The organism is Desulfosporosinus orientis DSM 765 (genome assembly GCF_000235605.1).
Lineage (GTDB): Bacteria > Bacillota > Desulfitobacteriia > Desulfitobacteriales > Desulfitobacteriaceae > Desulfosporosinus > Desulfosporosinus orientis.
In genome coordinates this window covers 401,780-421,150 of record NC_016584.1, presented here as the reverse complement: position 1 = coordinate 421,150, position 19,371 = coordinate 401,780, and the positions used below count along the sequence as shown (strand labels likewise).

11 protein-coding genes are annotated in these 19,371 nt (G+C 42.3%); 4 read left to right on the top strand and 7 right to left on the bottom strand.

The genetic code is table 11. The annotated features are described in order from the left end of the window. Window positions 1–34: 34 nt before the first annotated feature. The 6 genes from DESOR_RS27240 to DESOR_RS27225 form a co-directional block, all read right to left on the bottom strand. Entirely contained in the window at window positions 35–5,902 is a 5,868-nt protein-coding gene (locus DESOR_RS27240; RefSeq protein WP_014182958.1) for a cell wall-binding repeat-containing protein, read from the bottom strand. A 149-nt stretch (window positions 5,903–6,051) separates the two neighbouring features. Next, complete coding sequence (locus DESOR_RS02080) at window positions 6,052–6,834, bottom strand: hypothetical protein (RefSeq protein ID WP_014182957.1); 783 nt, start codon at window positions 6,832–6,834, stop codon at window positions 6,052–6,054. A gap of 40 nt (window positions 6,835–6,874) precedes the next feature. Then, window positions 6,875–7,393, bottom strand: coding sequence for a hypothetical protein (locus DESOR_RS27235; RefSeq protein ID WP_014182956.1), 519 nt, complete (start codon window positions 7,391–7,393; stop codon window positions 6,875–6,877). A 180-nt stretch (window positions 7,394–7,573) separates the two neighbouring features. Beyond that, window positions 7,574–9,397: a cell wall-binding repeat-containing protein gene (locus tag DESOR_RS27230; protein ID WP_148265213.1), complete on the bottom strand. Its 1,824-nt coding sequence runs from the start codon at window positions 9,395–9,397 to the stop codon at window positions 7,574–7,576. 101 nt (window positions 9,398–9,498) lie between these two features. Beyond that, on the bottom strand, window positions 9,499–9,837 hold the full coding sequence (locus DESOR_RS02065) for a magnetosome magnetite crystal formation protein family (RefSeq protein ID WP_014182954.1): 339 nt from the start codon (window positions 9,835–9,837) through the stop codon (window positions 9,499–9,501). A gap of 371 nt (window positions 9,838–10,208) precedes the next feature. Continuing rightward, on the bottom strand, window positions 10,209–11,072 hold the full coding sequence (locus tag DESOR_RS27225; RefSeq protein WP_014182953.1) for a helix-turn-helix domain-containing protein: 864 nt from the start codon (window positions 11,070–11,072) through the stop codon (window positions 10,209–10,211). A gap of 255 nt (window positions 11,073–11,327) precedes the next feature. Here DESOR_RS27225 and DESOR_RS02055 point away from each other — a divergent pair, with 255 nt between their 5' ends. Beyond that, the gene (locus tag DESOR_RS02055; protein ID WP_158308995.1) at window positions 11,328–14,606 is read left to right on the top strand and encodes an AfsR/SARP family transcriptional regulator; all 3,279 of its coding nucleotides are present in this window, start codon (window positions 11,328–11,330) and stop codon (window positions 14,604–14,606) included. 261 nt (window positions 14,607–14,867) lie between these two features. Here DESOR_RS02055 and cooS read toward each other — a convergent pair whose 3' ends face one another. Further along, on the bottom strand, window positions 14,868–16,799 hold the full coding sequence (cooS, locus tag DESOR_RS02050; protein ID WP_014182951.1) for an anaerobic carbon-monoxide dehydrogenase catalytic subunit: 1,932 nt from the start codon (window positions 16,797–16,799) through the stop codon (window positions 14,868–14,870). A gap of 118 nt (window positions 16,800–16,917) precedes the next feature. Here cooS and DESOR_RS02045 point away from each other — a divergent pair, with 118 nt between their 5' ends. The 3 genes from DESOR_RS02045 to DESOR_RS02035 all read left to right on the top strand — a co-directional run bounded on the left by DESOR_RS02045 (window position 16,918) and on the right by DESOR_RS02035 (window position 19,354). Beyond that, window positions 16,918–17,271 carry a YggT family protein gene (locus DESOR_RS02045; protein WP_014182950.1) on the top strand — a complete coding sequence of 118 codons (354 nt, stop codon included), beginning with the start codon at window positions 16,918–16,920 and terminating at the stop codon, window positions 17,269–17,271. A gap of 134 nt (window positions 17,272–17,405) precedes the next feature. Beyond that, a complete protein-coding gene (locus tag DESOR_RS02040; RefSeq protein WP_014182949.1) occupies window positions 17,406–18,677 on the top strand; it encodes a PocR ligand-binding domain-containing protein in 1,272 nt (423 codons plus the stop codon). Window positions 18,678–18,688: 11 nt separating this feature from the next. Further along, complete coding sequence (locus DESOR_RS02035) at window positions 18,689–19,354, top strand: cobalamin B12-binding domain-containing protein (protein WP_014182948.1); 666 nt, start codon at window positions 18,689–18,691, stop codon at window positions 19,352–19,354. Window positions 19,355–19,371: the final 17 nt, after the last annotated feature.

Sequence of the window (19,371 nt, the reverse complement as noted above, 5' to 3'; positions counted from 1 at the left end):
ATACTGATTTACAGGACAAATTTCCTGATTATCTCTACTGTCCAATTAACTCTCTAAGCTGCTGTTCAATGCCTTTACTAATAACCGCTTCTCCTCCGAATATAGTTGCTCCGGTAAGATTCCCGTTCTGGAGATAATTCATAATTTTGTCTGATAATTTAACATCCACTAGAATAATCGTAGCGTTATGATTGGCAGCATAAGCGCTTCCTGCTAACGCATCTGAGAAATCGTTACCGGTCGCTATGCAGACTTTTCCGTTCATATTAAAGAAGAACTGAGCCACAGCTAGGGAGGTTTCATAACGATCGACTCCCCCGATTCTAGTAATATTGGTTTGAGCTAACCCCGCATTTTGCACAACCTGCTTTTCTACGACTGTGCTGATAATTCCTTGACCTCCAATGACATAAACCTTACTAGGCTTGATAGTGGCAATTTCTTGCAATACCGTATCGCTGACTCCATCCTTTTGAACTAAAAGGATGGGAAGCTGCATTTGTGCAGCAACGCTGCTGATAGATAGAGCATCTGAATAGCTTTCACCACTCACCAACACTATCGGAGTGCCGGTTTTAACCTTTAGTTGACTAGCTATTTTGGCAGAGGTATCATATTGGCTTTCTCCACTTAAGCGGGTAACAGTTTGAAAACCACTCGCTTTCACTTTGTTTTCCATTGCGCTGCTGACGGCTGCGGTTCCGCCTAAGATATAGACTGTCCCCGCAGGGTCTAGTTTCGTGGTCATGAAGTTCAAAACTTTCTCCTGATCAGCCTCGGAGCTTCCGACCAATAGGATAGGTGCATTCAGCTTATAGGCTAAGATACTGCCAGCTAAGGCATCAGGATAGTTGTCGGCAGTAGCTAAGAGGACATTTGTAATTTTGCCTGGGTAACTGCCTTTGGCGATTGCTAGTGCCGTATCAATTTTGGTCAAGCCAGCAAGCCTTGTCACTCCCGAGGTTAATGGACTCATCCTAAAGTCCCATTTAACAATTTCTTGTTCCACAGCAATTGTCGGGCTAATATATCTGTCATAACCCTCTTTACTAGCCACAATATAGTAATCTGTAACAGGAAAGACCATAAAGCCATAAGCTCCATTAGTATCACTGGTTTGAGGATTTTGATTGTCATTTGGATTAAATCCTGCTATACCGGGAAGGGGTACTACCATATCTGGCGTTTTTCCAGCAGCAATATTTCTGTCGGTTGCCGCATAATACAAGGAAACTTGAACTCCCTCAAGAAAATTTCCAGTTGCTGCATCGGTGATATTCCCATAAGGATCTATTAAGGTAATCGATAAGGTTATCGTTCCATCATCATCAATCTTAATCTTCATCGTTTCAAATGTGATCTTTTGGCCATTGCCCAAATCATACATGATGTTAAAATTATAATCCGTTCCTTTATCCAGGTTCGTAACTAGGATGGTTCCATCAGCAGAAACTGTGACTGGCGTACCTGTTGTACTGGCAATTTCAACGTTAGCTAGATCCCCTAAGGGGGTTAGGGTTCCATCAGGTTGGCTAAGTACGACAACTTGTGCTCCCTTCATAGAAATGGACACTCTACCATTCTTGTCGGTTGTTACAGCAGCCGCTATCTCGCCGGCCTTATTTCCCATAGATCCATTTAGAATACTTCCAATTATTGTGGCCGCTTCTGAGGGCGAAGTATATGAGCCGCCTCCACCATGGCTAGTAGGTATCTCTTCATCAGCTGTCATGGCAGTAGTTGTTGGTCCATCCGAACTCCAGTTTCCTGCTGCGTCTCCGGCTTCCACCTTGAAAAAATAGGCTGTATTTCGATTCAAGCTTGTTACGACATAGGCTAATACATCCCCTGAAACGGTGGCGATAATACTGTCATTACAATATATTCTATACCCCGTTACTTCTACATTGTCAGTGGCGGCTGACCAAGTCAATCTGAGATCAGTCTGAGTAATCTCTGAAGGATCTAAGCGGCAGCCTCCAGTCCAGCTAGGAGATTGTTCATCCCCCGGAAAAGAATTTTTATCTACTTTGCAGATAAAAACGTCTGTCAACTCATTAACATCTTGGCTAACCAGATTATTAGCACCGGAAGAAAACGTAATATAGCTGCCATCCAAGCTTAAGCATGGTTCATCACTGAATCCATTTCCCGGGGCCCCCTCTGGTTCTTCACTAACACAAATAGTCTGACCTGATTGAATGTCGTGGACAAACACATCTGTAACATCATTGCTGTCGCAGTCTATCAAATTATCAGCGTCCGATGTAAACGCTACATATCGTCCATCCGAGCTGATGATTGAGTTAAAACTATAACCATTACCCTGTAAGCCATCTGAATTAACACTTACTAAGGTGACCGTTCCAGCCTCCCTATCTCTTACAAAGACGTCGGATGAATTATTTATATCCCCGTTCACTATATTCGTGGCATCCGACCAGAACGCAATATATCGGCCATTTGCGCTGATTGAAGGATTCTGACTTGCCCCTTTGCTTTGTGAGCCATCGTAAGCAACGCTTACTAAAGTCGTTAAGCCTTTCTCTCGATCATAGCAAAACACATCTTCTACTCCATTTTCGTCCCCGCTCACCAGGTTCGTAGCGGTAGAACTATAAACAATGTAGCGATTATCTGCACTTATCATGGGATAATCGCAATCTCCATCGGAATTAGCACTAATACGGGAAATCTCTTGAGTTTGGGTATTGAATAAGAATATTTTTATTAAATTATTATTCGTATCCTCCTCAACAAGATTGCTGGCCCGGGAGGAAAAGACTATGTACCGGCCATCAGTACTGATGAATGGTTTATAACTTGCATTATTTGCCCAAGAACCATCAAAAGCCTTACTGACTAAGATCGTTGTATCTTGCTGACGATCATGAAGAAAAATATCACAGACATTGTTCGAATCTCCGGCTACAAGACCGCTTCCGTACGATTCAAACACCACATATCGTCCATCCCCGCTAATACTAGGGAAAAAGCTGTTCCCATCACCACGAGTACCACCTGAAGAAACGCTGACACACTCGGTTTCTCCAGTCAGTCGATTGCGTACGAAAATATCGGTTACCTGGTTGTTGTCATAGCCGGCTAAATTGTCTGCCGTTGAAGAAAAAGCAACATAATTGCCATCAGCACTGACACTGGGATGATTACTGGTCCCATTTCCAGGAACATAGGTGCTTGAAATGCTAAGCAACTCCATCCCACTAGCAACTACCTGAGTTTCAGCCAAGGTGTTGGCATTTGCCCCTGGCCCGTCTGTACTCCAATTACCAGCTGCATCCCGAGCCTCAATTTTAAAGGTATACATTGTATCCGGATTCAGATCCGTCACATCATAGGTTGATACATCCCCGGCAACAGTAGCAATCACGTTATTGTCTATATATATCTTGTACCCTGTCACCTCAATGTTGTCAGTCGCCATTGTCCAAGTCAATTTAAGGCTGTTGTTCGTAATATCAGAAGGTGTAAGAGTAGCTTCCGCAGGCCAGACAGGTGGCTGCGAATCTGCTGGCTCCTCGTCAGGCATCGCAGCATTAAGCAATAATGAAACAGAATCCCCATCCAAATTGACGACCGCTAAATCAGGATTGCCATCCCCGTTCAGATCATCAGCAATAAGATTTACCGGAGCTGCGCCAACCGCAAAGTCTTGACGAACAAATCCACCCCGACCATTACCCAAAAGCAGCGAAACATTATTCCGATAGCGGTTCGCTACCGCCAGATCCGAGGTTCCGTCAGAGTTGAAGTCGGCAGCAACAATCCCTACCGGACCATCGTTAACGGTTAGGTTGCCCGTCTGGTTAAAGTCCCCATCTCCTGAGCCTTGAAAAATTGAAATGTTGCCGGCAAAATCAAACATCGTATCAAAGTTGGCCACCGCCAAATCCACCGTACCATTATTATTAAAGTCCGCAGCTACAATCCCGATTGGATCATCCCCACACCAGAAGGATGCTCCATCATTAAAAGTGCCAGCCCCTTCGTTTAATAATATGTGAACATTTTCTGATGAATTGCATACTACAGCCAAATCAGGATAGCTGTCCTGGTTAAGATCGGTAGCTACCATTCGGGCAGGGCGGGAATCAACATTATAGTTCTGGTTAGGTTCGTTTATACCATCACCATTGCTGTCCATACCAAAATTTCCATTATCGTTCAAATAGACTGAGACATTATTGCTGTTACCATTGGATACAGCCAAATCAAGGTCACCATCGCCATCAAAATCCGACGTCACCACTGTATTAGGACTAGTTCCGGTAAGGAGGCCAGAGATCATCGGGAAAGAGCCGCTGCCATCCCCGCTAAGAATAGATAGCCCCTTTGCATTGCCGGTCGTCATAGCCAGATCTTGGTGGTTATCCGCGTTAAAATCCCCCGTCGCTGCCCAGATGGGGGCATAAGTCTTATCAAGATCAGCTGCGCTGGTTTGAACAGTAAAAGCCCCTTCAGTCGTACTGGTAAGAATCGAATAGTTATTTGAATTTCCATTGGTCACAGCCAGATCGGTACGTCCGTCATGATTAAAATCTCCGTCTACGATGCCGTAGGGTTGAGCTCCAACACAATAATCAACCTTCGCTTGAAAGTTAACCTCAGCTGGAACAAGAGCATAATCTATGACATTTGAACCATCCCCCGAGCTATAACTGTCAACAATAAGATTAGATTTCTCCTGACTGTTTAAAGCTAGGGATAGTGTCTGACCGAGGCCATCCCGGCTGAGTAGAGTCATATTACTGATGGAATTACTTGGAACGGGATAGAGATTACCGTCAGCATTAACCATCTGACCATAAATATCAATAGAATTTGGTGCATTACGTTCATCCTCCCAGGCCACTAGGTAACGTTGCGTAGTCGGATTAAACGAGAGAGCCGGTGAGTATTGATGACTGCCGTTACTTGAAATAACAAAGTTCTCGGAGCTTGTTGATTTGAGAAGATCTCCCATAACCGATTCTCCGCTGACTATTTGCCCATAAATATCTGTGTTGCTTCCGCCGTTTCGAAAATCCCTAAATGCAACCAAAAAGCGTTGGTTGACACTGTCATATGTCACCACTGCTTGATCCTGATTTCCGGAAGCATCGGAAATGACAAAATTTGTCTTGCTGTTATGACCCATGATCTCGCCATTAGCGCTGATAAACTGTCCGTAAATATCATTAGTGTTAAAGCTGCGGAAATCTTCCCAAACCACCAAATATTTCTGACTTTGACTGTCAAAAGCGACAGCCGGATCATACTGATCAGCCTGACTGCCTTCAGCTCCGTTATCACAAATTGCAAAGTTGGCCCCTTGAAGAGCGGCGTTACTCGAAACTAATTGACCATAAATATCTCTGCTCCTGTATTCCGAATCGTCAGCAGGGTAACGATAATCCTCCCAAACAACTAGGCTCCTTTGGTTTACAGAATCATAAGCAACTGATAAACCGCCTCTAGGAATGGCATCATCATCTGATATTTGAATTTGTTGACCCAAAAATGTCCCATTACCAGCATCAATGAATTGCCCATAAATCTTGTCGTCTAACCATACCGCCAAGTAGGCTGATACTCCATTATAAACTGCGTTAACTACCGACGGCTGCACTTCACTGGAATCCACAGCGCTAATCAACATTTCCGCCCCAAATGAGCGGCCCTGTGCATCAACAAATTGTCCGGAGATATTTCCTGTTCCATTCACTTGCTTGCCATATACTGTTAAGTAAGTGTTATGATTCTGATCATAGGCAATATCCGGATAATTCTTTGAAACACCAGCTGGAAATTCTTCGGCCATCACCTTTCTAGGATACATAGCGGCGACTACAGGTAATACCATCATTACCGCCAGTAGACAGCAAAGAAATCTATTTTTCATTAAAAAATAACCTCTCTTTTTTAAAAATCAAAAGCTGTTAGCCCAAAGCGTAGAAATATAGTAGTCCAGCTACCCGAGTCATAACGTGTTTACATTTTGTTAATTAGAGTATTTTCCAGGTACTACCTAAAGTTTTTTTAGATAATCTTTTAGTTAGATATTACCGTCTCCCACTCACAACCGCCATTGGCCTCTATCATCAAAAAGTAACTGCCCGAGCCTGTTAGTGTTAACTCTTTACTAACATCCGTTTGATTTATAAGCTTTTGGGTGTCCATATCAATATTTGTATAGACACTAGCTGACTGTTTACCGGACGAAGCATCCATCAAATTAACCATAAATCCAGCATTTTTTGAGTCAGAAGTCTTTAGTTTGATTTTCAACGGTGTGCTGGCTGTAAAAGGGCCTAGAGCTCTTGTGCCTTTGCCGTTCATGCTTAGAGGTAAAGCCACATTACCGGAGGCCAGCGGCAACTTGTAAACTTCAATGACATAAGGCCCGGATGCCTGAACCTTAAAAAGGGTATCATCTGAACTATTCATGTGCTCGACCCTCTCGCAGACATACCAATCTTCCTCTGACTTTCCGGCACTGGCTGAGATAAAAAGGGGTACTCCGATATTGGATGAAGCACTGACAAGATCTAAACCTTTCAGCCCTTTGCTCAGATCCTTAGTTTTCATGACGATCTTATAACCGCCTTCAGGCATCGCAAGCTTAAATTCATTATCGCTGCTACCAGACATCTTAGCGGGTTGATTCCCTTTAAAATCATTAAACGTCTCTTCAACTTGGTCAGCATTACTTTTTAGGGTTTCTGCTGAAGACTTTTGAGGCTGAGTACCGCTTGAGGTGCCCGTACTTTTTCCACAAGCTGTTACAAACAGCAATACTATTACACAGATCCCTATGGCTATTTTCTTATTCATATGATCACCCTTCATTCTTCAAGAGATTAACTACTTCATCTTACTGGCCAAGCACATTAGCATCGTCACCAGCAGATTTAAACATAATGGAGCCCTCCTTGGGGCTAATGCTATAGGTAAACATGACAGAGTCCCCCCTGCTGTTCTTCCCGGAATAGCTAATCATATCAGTATCCGAAATACTCATCCCATCCTTGTATCCCAGCTCTTTTAGCTTTTCGACATAGGCCTTGGCATCCTCTAAACTCATTTCGTTGTAGGCCACGGTGCCCCCTTTACCAGTATCCGCATTTAAAATAACGCTAATATTGCCCTTTGGCTCTGGAAGATCTCCCATCGAATCCTTAGGCCACTCTAATTCCTTGCCAGTCTCATAGTTGACTCCATCCTTTTGGATCTTTATTCCATCATCCGTAATATCTACATTGCCCCCAACTGCTTTCTCAGCAATCCCTTCCGTAGCCTTTTCAGCTATCTTATCCTGAACACTCCCACAACCATTTAGAGATAATACAATGACAGTGGTTAAAATAAGTACTCCAATGTTTGCTCTTTTCATGAAATGATCTCCTCCTTGTACTATTTGTCACTAGATACACCAATATCGCTCATTTCCTATCTTTACAGTTATTGTATTGAACCCGCTGAGCCTAATATGAACCAGCGGGTTCCGAGTAATTTTTCTTACGGTCAAAAGCTGTCAGCCTTTGTCTCTATCATGAGAAATTAGAATCCGTTATTACTGATAACTTTGCATAATCTCATTAACTACACTTGATGGAATGACCGCTTCCCCGCCTAATAGGCGGATCTCCTTTGTTATTGATTTATTTTTTATCAGAAACTGTTTGACTGAATCTGCAATAGGTTCATTGACAAAAAGAATAGGATTATTAAATTTGGCTGCCAGTGCAGAACCAGTTAAAGCATCCGGAAAATCTCTGCCAGTGGCAAAAAAGATCTTGCTCACATCAGCTCCAAAGTTTTCTGCAGCTATTACTGCTGTCTGATAGTAGTCGCTTCCGCTATATCGTTTAGCATTGGTAAGTTTGCTCATAACCTCATCACTTACCATGTCACGAGTACCAACAATAATCGTTTCGGTGGGAGCGATAAAGTCGAGGGCATCTTTTGTATAGGAAGGCAGTGCATTCCTTGCTGTCAATAACATCGGTATTCCTTGATACGCCGCCAGAGGTGCTGCTATCAAAGCATCATGGAAATCTTCACCGGTTGCAATCACTGCTTTACCCTTATAGCCAAGTTCGAGCGCTATTTTCTCAGCCGTTTCATACATGTCATACCCCCCGATTCTCTGGGTGAAATATTTTTCTTTTAACCCGTTTTCTATCTCCTGGGAAACTGCAACAGTTCCTCCTAAAATCACAACTTTTTTAGGATTTAAGCGGGCAATTTCCACGCCTGTTGCCGGCGTTAGGGTTAGTCTGTTCGTAAAAAGAATCGGGGCATCTAATTTTTTAGATAGAGGAGTACCTGCCAGGGCATCGGGGTAAAGATCGTCCCTGGTCAGGATGACTGTCTCTGCACTGTTGGGCCAGCCCTCCTGGGAAACAGCTATAGCTGTATCGATTCGAGTTTGCCCGCTCAGTCTGGTGTAAGCAGAGGTTCCGATCGTTACCACATTAGAATAAGGAGAATAAAGCTCGATGTCTCCAGCATATACGCTGCTGTATCCAAAGCGTACCCTAATATCATAGCTTCCCTCTTCAATATTAACCTCGCCGGCTCCACCTATATCTTCCGGCTCCACCTCAAAAATCTCTTGGAGGAGACCGGCGCTCGTCCCTGTTTCGTTGAGCCAGCTACCTCCATTTTTTCTTACACTGGTATACTGACAGATCGATCCCTGACCATTATTTAGAGTTTTTACGCTTTCTGGAATTTTTGTGGTAATTTCAAAATAAGGTCTGCCATCATTTGCCTTCTTGAGCTCCGCCTTGACCAATGTCGGAGCCTCAATGCTTGTAACCTTGCTTTGAGCATCATTCTTGCCAATCATAACCACATCTGACCATGGGGAGAAAAGCTCAGTATCTTCCCCTGAGTCCGAATTATAATAATCCAAAACAAACCTTGCTCGGAAAAATAGCGTATTATTATCTAAATCTGTCTTGCTTTCTATTACAGGATCCATTTCATTGCCCTGTATATTCATACTGTCCGAGTCTGAATTCAAGGCTCCACTACATCCCGCTTCAAAAGGAGCTTCTCCAGGTTCATCCCAGGAAGATTCGTAATGCCATGAGCCAGCCTCATTATATTTGTAGTCAAGTTGGACGGCGAGGTTCAAGCTGTTAAGTCCAAGCTCCTCAAAATCCCCGTTCTCTTCTAACTCGCCAAATTTTCGCACACTACTGTCACCTGAGAACCCTATCTCAAACCACCTAATGACTCCATCCTCCACATAGGGTGCAATACCTACATTTACCGGTGCCCCAATACTTTTAGGCACCTCCTCAATTGAAGCCGCCAGAGCCGACGCTGGAAAGAAACTTACTACCATAAATAGGCATAAGAATAAAGAAACAATCTTCTTTTTCATAATTTTAATACCTCCATCAAAGTCCACTTCCAATATCCAAATGTCCCCTGCAAAAAACACGCCTCATCCAAATGCCTTTGACTACTCTTGCTTTTAAACTACTATTTGACCTTAATTAAATCGTACTTTCCAAACAGCGGCAGCCGTTCCATCTTTCCGCCTGCAGCCTTAATAATTCCTAGAATAGCCCCGATTAAGACCGCGAGATTCCCAATCGGGATAATGATCAGCCAACCGATAATAGGAATGATCGTCCCCACTACGTTGACGATGAGAGCCGCCAGAAATAGAATCAAACCCTGGTTGGCGTGAAACATGGCAAATCGAGATTCTCTCGCCGCTAGTAAGGGAATAAAAAACAGGATATATGCTAGAACAGCCATAACTTTGTTGTTCTCAACATCTGCAGGGTCCACTTCTAAAATGGTGTTTTCAGGCATAAGTTCATGCTCCTCTCATCTAAATTTTTCGGTACTCCTTTGTTCAGGGCAACCCATTCACTACTTAGACTTTTTCCCTCCTTTTAAAATTCGAAAACCTGTAAAGGCATTCGGTTCAAAAATTATAGGGGCTTTACATAATTGTAGAGATCATTTGCAAAAGTGCTGCAAAAATAAGCATCCAGTGCATTTGAACACCAGTTTCTTTTTAATTGTATCCGTAGCTTGAAAGTAATATTATTCAAAAAATGCCCCCCAAAGTTATATAAAACTGCTCTTTTCAGCCCAGTAAAAAACTGAGTAGTAAAATAAAAAACGGCTTAACTCTAAGCCGTAAAAGGTGGAAGTCTAAGCAGACTTCTGTATTTTGATTACTTTCCTATGATGAAATAGCTTCTTTTATATTCTGACGGTGGAATTCCCATCACCTTCTTAAAAAGCTTTGAAAAATGCGCGCTATTGACAAACCCACACAGTTTTGCCGCCTCTTGAATTGAAATTCCCTTCTTTAACATTTCCTCCGCTTTGCCCACCCTGACAGTCAAAAGAAATTCATGGGGACTTTGCCCCGTCGCATCTTTAAACATCCTCATAAAATAGTAAGGACTTAAGTGAATTTCCTGGCATATATCTTCAATCGTAATTTTAGCATTGTAATAATCCGTTATATATTCTATAGCTCGTTCGATATAGTTGCGATCAAGCTGTTTTTTGGGCCTAGTTGTATTTTGATTTCCGCTCTCCCTTATTAATTGGATAGCAATTTGAACACTAATACTCTGGAGCATTAAGGGGCTTGAGTCCTGAAATTCTTTGAGTTCCTCTTCAAATCTGCCAATAAAGTGTACTAATTGAGGACTATAAGGGTTAGGGGTTCGCGAAAACGTCAGTTCAGCTTTCCCAAAGCACTCTCGGGAAATATCTGTTAAAAATTCTTTCTTTACCATCATTGCGATATATTGACGCGTTGGTGCAGGCTTTGCACACAATATCCGGGTTTCGGGTACAATGGGAATCAATTTTCCTTTTGAGAAGTGATGTAACCGATGTTCTATTTTAAGCGGCGGCGGATCTGAAGTAGGCAAGATAAAATGATAGTCCTCAAAACATGCCTCTAAGCCGATTATATAGGATGTTGGTCTACAAATGATCATATTCATGTAAGAATGAGTCTCAGTTTTAGCAATAATTTCTGAAGGAATTTGATCAAGAAAGTTTTTAAATATCTCTTCCATCTTTACCTCCTACTGCAAAGAAAACCCCAAGTCATTTTTAATCTCATTTCATGTAAGAGTAATGCTATTTAGGCCAACATATTAATTGTACAATTAATATTGCAAAATTTCCGCAAAATTTTTTGATGTAAAAGGAAATTGAACAACAATATGGAAATCTATTAAATGAATATAAATTGCCGACATAAGTACCACCATATAATAATGAAATGGGATATTTTCCGGAAAGCTGATTGAGGAGGGTTGATGTATCCCATGACTCGTATTTCCCTAATCCCTACCCAAATTGTTCCCCCACGAATCAAGAATCACTTTAAGCGGCTGCGACTGCTAAACCTCGGATTTTCCATTCTCTCCTACCGTGTCACGACCGTTGTTGCTCCAGCAGGCTATGGTAAAAGCGTTTGGATTTCCTCCCTGCTATCAGAGCCTGGTTGGCCTCCAACAGCCTGGCTTAATCTTGACCATCACGATAGTGAACCCTCAGCCTTTCTTTTTCACCTGGTTAATGCTGTTAAACATATATTTCCTGAATTTGTACACGATACTCTACGTACGTTACACAGTTTGGAAGATGTAGGGCAAGACTGGTTGATAGCTTTGTCCGCCTTTCTCACCGAAATTCCACAGGGTCATCCAATGGTTCTTGTCTTGGACGATCTTCACCTTATCGACAAAAACCCCACAATCCAAAACATTTTGGAATACCTTGTCCGGTGGCTTCCTAGCGAGGCACATCTGGTTTTCATCAGCCGAAACGGTTTACCTTTGAATTTATACCGGGAACAACTCAGTGGTGAGTTGTTAGAAATCACAAGTAATAATCTATTATTTTCGTTGGACGAAACACGAGGACTTTTATCACTCTTAGGTTTAAATTTGAAACAAGAGGATCTTGATGAGGTTCATACCTTAACTGAAGGATGGGCAGTTGGCCTTCGTTTAATGGGAATCCACCTTAAACGAACTGAGATTAACTTAAACACAACATTATTTGCACTTAATCAAACTCACTCTGAACTGTACAATTACTTAAGTAACGAGTTGCTCGATACCCTTCCGCCAGAATTACAGAGCTTCCTCATTAGTTCTTCACTGTTGCCTTATCTGGAACCTAATTTGTGCGATGCTTCAATAAAATGCAAAGACAGTCACTCAAAAATCAAACAGCTTCATTCCCTGGGAATCTTGAGCATGATGAGCGAGACTAAGACCAGAAAAGCTTGGCGATTACACCATCTTATGGCGGAATTTCTAGAGAAAAAAGTGCTTCATTTACGTTCAGCTGATTATGTCATAGGAGTTAGACAACGAGCGGCGACCTTTCTTGAAAACAATGGAGATATCGACAGGGCTCTCGAACAAATAACTGCCTGCGCAGACTGGACTTCTGCCATACGTCTCATTCATGTTCATGGTGACCATTATTTCCTGCAGAACGGTCATCTCGATGCCTTAGGCTCATGGATTGCTCATTTACCGTATGAACTTGTGCTCCAAGACAGTTGGCTGCTTTATTTTCAGGGAATGAGTATTCTCCATATCAACTCACTGAAGGCGCTGGAAACTCTGTCTCAGGCGGCAGATACCGCAGGAATAAACGGAGATATTAAATGTCAGCTTCGATCCCTATTGGCTATGGTCGCCGTTTATACCTTCGCCAACAATGTCACAAAGATTCGGGAAACCGCTAAACGCCTTCCGATAGCCGGCTCTCTTTTAAAAAGCTCTTGGTCCCGAGGAACAGTACTGGTTGCAGCCTTGAGCAAAGCAGCCTTTGAGGATAATTTAAGTCAAGGCGTCTGGTTAAGCTGGCTGGCCAGCAAAGCCGAACTTGATTCAGAATCACGTATGGCTCACATGATGTTTACTACTATGATCCATTACAGACTTGGCAATCTAAATTCGGCCAGCGAATTGGTAGAGAAACTTCTCACCGATCCCTATGTACAAGAGAACGAACGTTGGACCGGTACCACTTATACTATTTATGCAGTACTCTGTGTGCTTACCGGTGAGCTTCAAAAATTAGTGCAAATATGCACAGAATTACTACGCCTGGGGCAAAAATACAATGTACCTCATCAATTGGGAATAGCCTACCGTCGTCTGGCCCTTTTGCATATGTGGGAAGCTCGCTTAGATGAAGCACTGCTAGAAATCGAGCTTTCCCATAGCGCCTTTATGAGGGCAAATAACTTATTTTATGCCTATCTCACAGACCTTGACCTAATTTTACTGCGCATCAAAGCGGGAGAAAGTGCTAAAGATTTAATTCTTGAGACCCAGAATTTATTAGAAAAACTCAAAGTTCTTCCTGGTGGACAGGGCTTAGACGATTACGCCCTGTCTGTGGCGGGCATCATCGCTATGGAAGCAGGTCAACTGGAGCTGGCTAAACGGCAATTTACTGAGGTTAGCTTAAGATGTAAATATAAGGGCACTCGTCAAGTTTTGGCTGGCACCCGATTCTTCCTAGCTCGGATTGCTGTCTTGCAAGGAGATGATAGTACGGCTGACAGAATTCTCCGTAAAGCCCTGAGAACAGCCGAAATTGAAAAATGGGAATTTTTTTGGGATTGGGATGGGGAAACCATGTATAGCTTGTGCCAACGAGCACTATTTAAAAAAATTCACTCTGAATGGGCTGCGCATCTCCTCCTGCGCTGGTTTCCTGAACGCCTCATTAGAGAAGCAAACACTTTGTTAGGATCCTCAGACAATACTGTTCGCACCCATATCACTCAGCTCATCCAAGATTCCGTACGCGAAACAGGCCTACCCATTATTCATGTAAACTTTCTGGGCAAATTTTCCCTTTTCGTAAACGGAGTTGAAATTCCCTCAATCCAATGGAAAACTAAAAAATCGGAGAATTTATTCAAATTTCTGATCCTTAATCAGCCGCAACAACTGAAAGAAACCATTATTGAAGCATTATGGCCAGAGTCTGATCCAAAGTCTGGAGATGCCAGTCTTAGAATGGCTTTAACCCATGTACGCAAAGCCCTGGAATTAATAACAGCGGCTAACGAAAGTGTGATCCTTAAACGAGGGATGGTCTATCTAAACCCAGAGATAACAATTTATACTGATTATGAACGCTTTACCGCAATGGCTCAAAACGCCCTTGAAGACAGAGACATAGATAACCCGATTATATTAGCCAATCTGGAGCATACTGCTGAACTATATCAAGGAGATTTACTGCCCGATAACATTTATGATGATTGGGCGGTTGATATGCGTACCCAACTTCGTAATCTCTATCTTCAAGTTCTGGCAAAACAGGTTGAAACCTACCGTCGGCAAGGTAAATTCACCCCCGCCATCCAGGCCTGCCGTCAATACCTTGCTCTGGAACCCACCGATGAAGCAACCGCAAGGACAACTATGGATCTGTTATGGCAAAGAGGACACAAACAGCAGGCTTTATCCCTCTACCATGAACTTGCTTCGATCCTAGCTCAAGATTTTGAATCGACCCCAACTGAGCAAACAAACGCCTTATACAGAAAAATACTAAGGAGTTAATTAAAAACGCTGGAATCATTCCTCTCTACTTTGCTTTCATGTATCATGGAAGGGGCTGTGTAAAAACTTTTTGATAGTTTTATCACGGCTCCACTTTCGTCTAAATAATTTTTGAAGAAAGGCGTTCTTATCCCACTTTTATAGTGAGAGAAGAACGCTTCTTGTTTCCTGTACCCACTTTAAATTTTAAGAATTAAGTGTTCGCACAGCCCCTTCATGTCGATTACGCTTATAGCCTTCTTAATACTGTAAAATCAAAATTTACTTTGCTGCTTGGTTAGTACTCAATCCTAACCCCTGTCTCTTAGCCATAATGTGAGCCTCAATATTATTTGCCACCTCAACAGGATCATCGCCGAGAGCAACCTTGCCCCCAGTTAAGCCTTCCAAGTCTTGAGTTAATAACTTGACTAGCTGAGGACCGCCGGTAACGAAGGGCGTGGGGGAAAGGTGAGTATATGCCCCATAGGCTAAAGCAAAGACCCCATCTATGGTTGCTTTTTGTTCCATCCATTCGGGAGCCGTCACTGCAATGGGCAATTGCGGCACATCAACATCCAGATGATCTGCCAAGGCCGTGACAAGCATGGAAATCCTTCCGGTATCCGTACATGTCCCAAAACTCAAAACGGGCGGAATATTCAAAGCTCCGCAGATTTCTTTGAGACCGCTGCCTGCCATGTTTACAGCTTCTTTGTTGCAGAGACCTGCAACCTCCAGGGCATGATTGCCACACCCGCCGGCCACAACCAAGATATCTCTTTTAATCAGTTCTTTAGCAAGATTTATGGTGTTCCAATCTTGGGGCCCATTCCTAATGGTCGAGCAGCTAACTAAAGCGACGACTCCTTTGATTTTCCCAGCAGAGATAACCTCAACCAATGGATCAAGTTTGTTGCCAAGTGCTTCTAAAACCGCTTCCGTGGAGAATCCGGCTATGGCCTTCTGCCTTATTTGCGGAACCTTTGGCGTAATTTTACCTTTGCGCTTCTTAAAATTTTCAATACCTAACTCAATAAGTCGATCTGCCATGGCATCGACTTCTGCCGGATGATAGGCAATCTTATGCTGAAGACCCGGTAGTCCGATAATGGTGCTAACAGCCACAAGGGTAATTTGGTATTGCTCGGCATACATATCTATAGCAGGTGGGGAACAGTTTTCATCCATAGCCAGGACATCCACGGCCCCAGTGGCTAATAAGGGCTCGATGGTCAGCCAATTTCCCATCATCCCAATAAACACATCATCCATAGGAAACCTCTGAATTAATTCTTGACCGGTTTCTATAGAACCGACAATTCTTAGTCCCTTAGCTCCCGCCGCTTTGGCACGTTCTTGAACTTCTGCCATCTTAGCTTTCTGGATGGTTGCGACACCGGGCCAGGGCTGGTGTCCATTAAACACAATATTAACGTAATTTGGGTCCATTATTCCTAAATCCACATTGACTTCGTGGGGTTTCGGCGTACCGTACAAAATATCTTGAGTCATTTCCAGTCCAATTTGAGCATTATAGATAGTCGCTAACCCTAAACGCAAGGCTTTAAGTGCTAAGGAAACATAATCCCCATCCACATTGGTCAGACAACTGGCCACAGCATTTTGCTCTTCATGAACCGTACCTGCAGGATAAATATGTAGGTCTTTCCAAACCTGTTTGCGTTTCTTCGGCGCAAAGGCCTCAACCATGAGGTTTGGTTCTTCGACTCCGATATTCATTTGGGCATTGAGCAAATCTGCTAATTGTATGGCCATCTGGTTAGTATCCTGATTCGTATTGAGTCCAAGCTTTTCGCACATCCACTTAAGTTTATTAACATCTGTAATTGCAAAGGGTGTCTTGCCTTCTCCCGTCGCCTTTAGTGTCCTGAAGGCTTCATAAGCGTGGTGGCTGTAAGTCCCGGCCCCCATTATGTTTTGCAAAAGCAATTTTCTCATAGCCATAGCATCAGGGCCTATTCCACAAACTCCTTTGTCCTGACCACCCTTCTCACTTATTCGGCATGGGCCTTGAGCACATTGCTGGCAAGTCAAGCCTTGCAAACAGAATTTGCAGCGAATCTTCTCCTGTTCCGCCCAACGATCAAAAGAATTGGACATACCATCTTCTCGGATTCTGCCTAACATTTCTTCAACAGAATCATGGTAACTTACTCTGCCTTCAGTCTTTTCTAGTATGGTTTCGGACATTAGCTACCCTCCTTTATTGATTACTACCGAAAGTTTGCTCACCAAAACAGGTAAATATGTAATAGATCATTATGAAATATGGAAAGCTAACGGCAATAAACATAAGGAGGATGCATTAATGAGCGAAATCAATGAGATAAAAGCCAAAAGCAATGAGCAAACGGTCAACGCCAGAAGTATTGTTTACTATATCTTAGGGGTTCTTGAGGTTTTATTAGCCTTTCGTTTAGTCTTTAAACTACTCGGTGCTAATCCTCAAAGTCCCTTTGTCTCATTTATTTATTCAGTATCCCAAGCATTTTTGTCCCCTTTCACAGGTATCTTTAGATCTGCCGTTACAAAAGGCATAGAGGCTCAGTCTATATTAGAGCCAACGACAATCATAGCGATGATTGTTTATGCCATTTTAGCTTGGGGAATTGTAAAATTAATCGAAATCAGCAGGCCTAAACAAACTACTAAAGCACCTTAAGCACTCAAGATTAGCACAAAATCTAAAGGAATTCGCTTGTAAACGTCGAAATATATAAATATCTTAACTAACAGCTTTATAGATAAGTAGTTTCCCTTTCCTTGAGTATTAAACAAAGAATTCGGGAGATTGCCATGACTAAAAAAAATATTGAAAACTTTCTTGATCCCAAATATTTAGAAGAAATACTCGGTAGCTTTTCCAAAGCAACCGGGTTACACATTGAAGCCGTTAATCGAAAGGGAGAAACCCTTGCTATATTGGGCAATAAGTACCGAAGCGACTTTTGCCAGTATATCCGCAGTAACAGCAAGGGGGAAAAGAGGTGTTTGAATTCTTATAGAGAGGCAACTATAGAGGCGGCAAAATGGAACGAGCCTTACTTTTTCCGCTGCCATGCAGGAATCGTCATTTGGGCCGTTCCAATTATTGTGGACAATGTATTTTTGGGAAGTATTATTTGTGGACAAGTTTTATTATGGAAACCTGATGAATTCTTTCTGAAGCAACTAAAAAAGATCAACTCCAATTTGGATTTCCAAACCTTAAAAGAAAAAGTTTCCAGTGTTTCTATGTCTTCTCCTGAACAATCCCAAGCTGCAGCAGATATGCTTTTTGTAGTGGTAAACCATTTAGTTAAACGAAATCTTCATACTCTGGAAGAAGAACATGCCTACCATTTGCAGCGTCTGCAAATTAAAGCAGATCTCGAAAACCGGAAAAAGAAAAATATAACCGAATTCACAGACTACGGAACTTATCTAAAAAACGAAAGACGTTTTCTCAGTTATATACGACTAGGCGACAAAACACGGGCAGAGAGTACCTTAAAGAATTTGTTAACAGATCTATTAACGAAAACAGCAGGTGATAAAGCAACAATTAAAATACGCATTCTTGAATTAGCTTCCTTATCTTCAAGAGCAGCTGTGGAAGGCGGGGCTGATGCTGAACAAGTGATGCTTAAACTTCAGGATTTTAATAATGAAATTAACAGCATTGAACGAATAGAAGAGTTTTTTTTCAAAGTGCATAAAATCATCGAAGAGTTCCTTAACGGGATTTTTAAACTGGCTGACAAGAAGCATCTTAGCTTAGTTAATAATGCCCGTAAGTTTATTATGGAAAACTATCATAAACCCCTTACTCTTAAAGCAACTGCGGATCATCTGTTTATAAGCCCGTCCCATTTATCCCGTTTATTCCGCTTAGAATTAGACTGTACCTTTAATGATTACTTAACTAGAGTTCGTGTTGAAAAGGCTGTTGAACTTATGAAAAAACCTGAGTTCAGCGTTGAACAAGTATCAAAAGCAATAGGCTTCAAAAGCCAAAGTTATTTTGCTGAAGTATTTAGGAAATATATTGGTGTAACTCCTTTAGTCTATAAAAACAGCTTATTTTAGGGGCGATTCAATTGATCTTTGACGATATTATTCATTCAATTTCAGAAGGAGAATCTGAAGATACCATAGAATTAACAAAGCAAGCTTTAGCGCAAGGATATTCTGCTGCTAGTATCCTTGAAAAAGGACTCATTAGAGGTATGAATATTATTGCCGAAAAATACCGAACAGAAAAAGTTAATGTTCCCGAAGTTTTGATGGCTACTCAATCAATGCATGCTGGGTTATCGGTTATCGAGCCTATCCTATCAGTTCCAACCAAAAAAGGACTGGGTAAAATTATTTTGGGAACGGTTGCCGGAGATTTGCACGATATTGGCTTGAGCATAGTCAAAACTATGGCTATGGCGACGGGTGCAAAAGTTATTGATTTAGGGGTTAATGTCTCTCCAAAGAAATTTGCCAGTGCAGTACGCAAGGAAAAGCCCAATATTTTAATGATCTCAGCCTTGCTGACCACAACCATGTCTGTAATGAAAGACGTGATTGATGAACTGGAAGTTCAAGGATTACGTCAAGGACTGAAAATTATCGTCGGAGGAGCACCCATAACCGATGCCTTTGCTAAAGAAATCGGAGCGGACTATACCTTTGAAGATGCCATAGAATTCCGCAACTTTTTAAACGAAAATCTAAACAAATTATTAGTTACCAAACCCAAACCTAGTGCCCGATGAAAAAAAGAGCATAAGGG

Coding starts and splice junctions, on each gene's coding strand:
- DESOR_RS27240 (WP_014182958.1), bottom strand. CDS start 5,902: ATGAAAAATAGATTTCTTTGCTGTCTACTGGCGGTAATGATGGTATTA.
- DESOR_RS02080 (WP_014182957.1), bottom strand. CDS start 6,834: ATGAATAAGAAAATAGCCATAGGGATCTGTGTAATAGTATTGCTGTTT.
- DESOR_RS27235 (WP_014182956.1), bottom strand. CDS start 7,393: ATGAAAAGAGCAAACATTGGAGTACTTATTTTAACCACTGTCATTGTA.
- DESOR_RS27230 (WP_148265213.1), bottom strand. CDS start 9,397: ATGAAAAAGAAGATTGTTTCTTTATTCTTATGCCTATTTATGGTAGTA.
- DESOR_RS02065 (WP_014182954.1), bottom strand. CDS start 9,837: ATGCCTGAAAACACCATTTTAGAAGTGGACCCTGCAGATGTTGAGAAC.
- DESOR_RS27225 (WP_014182953.1), bottom strand. CDS start 11,072: ATGGAAGAGATATTTAAAAACTTTCTTGATCAAATTCCTTCAGAAATT.
- DESOR_RS02055 (WP_158308995.1), top strand. CDS start 11,328: ATGACTCGTATTTCCCTAATCCCTACCCAAATTGTTCCCCCACGAATC.
- cooS (WP_014182951.1), bottom strand. CDS start 16,799: ATGTCCGAAACCATACTAGAAAAGACTGAAGGCAGAGTAAGTTACCAT.
- DESOR_RS02045 (WP_014182950.1), top strand. CDS start 16,918: ATGAGCGAAATCAATGAGATAAAAGCCAAAAGCAATGAGCAAACGGTC.
- DESOR_RS02040 (WP_014182949.1), top strand. CDS start 17,406: ATGACTAAAAAAAATATTGAAAACTTTCTTGATCCCAAATATTTAGAA.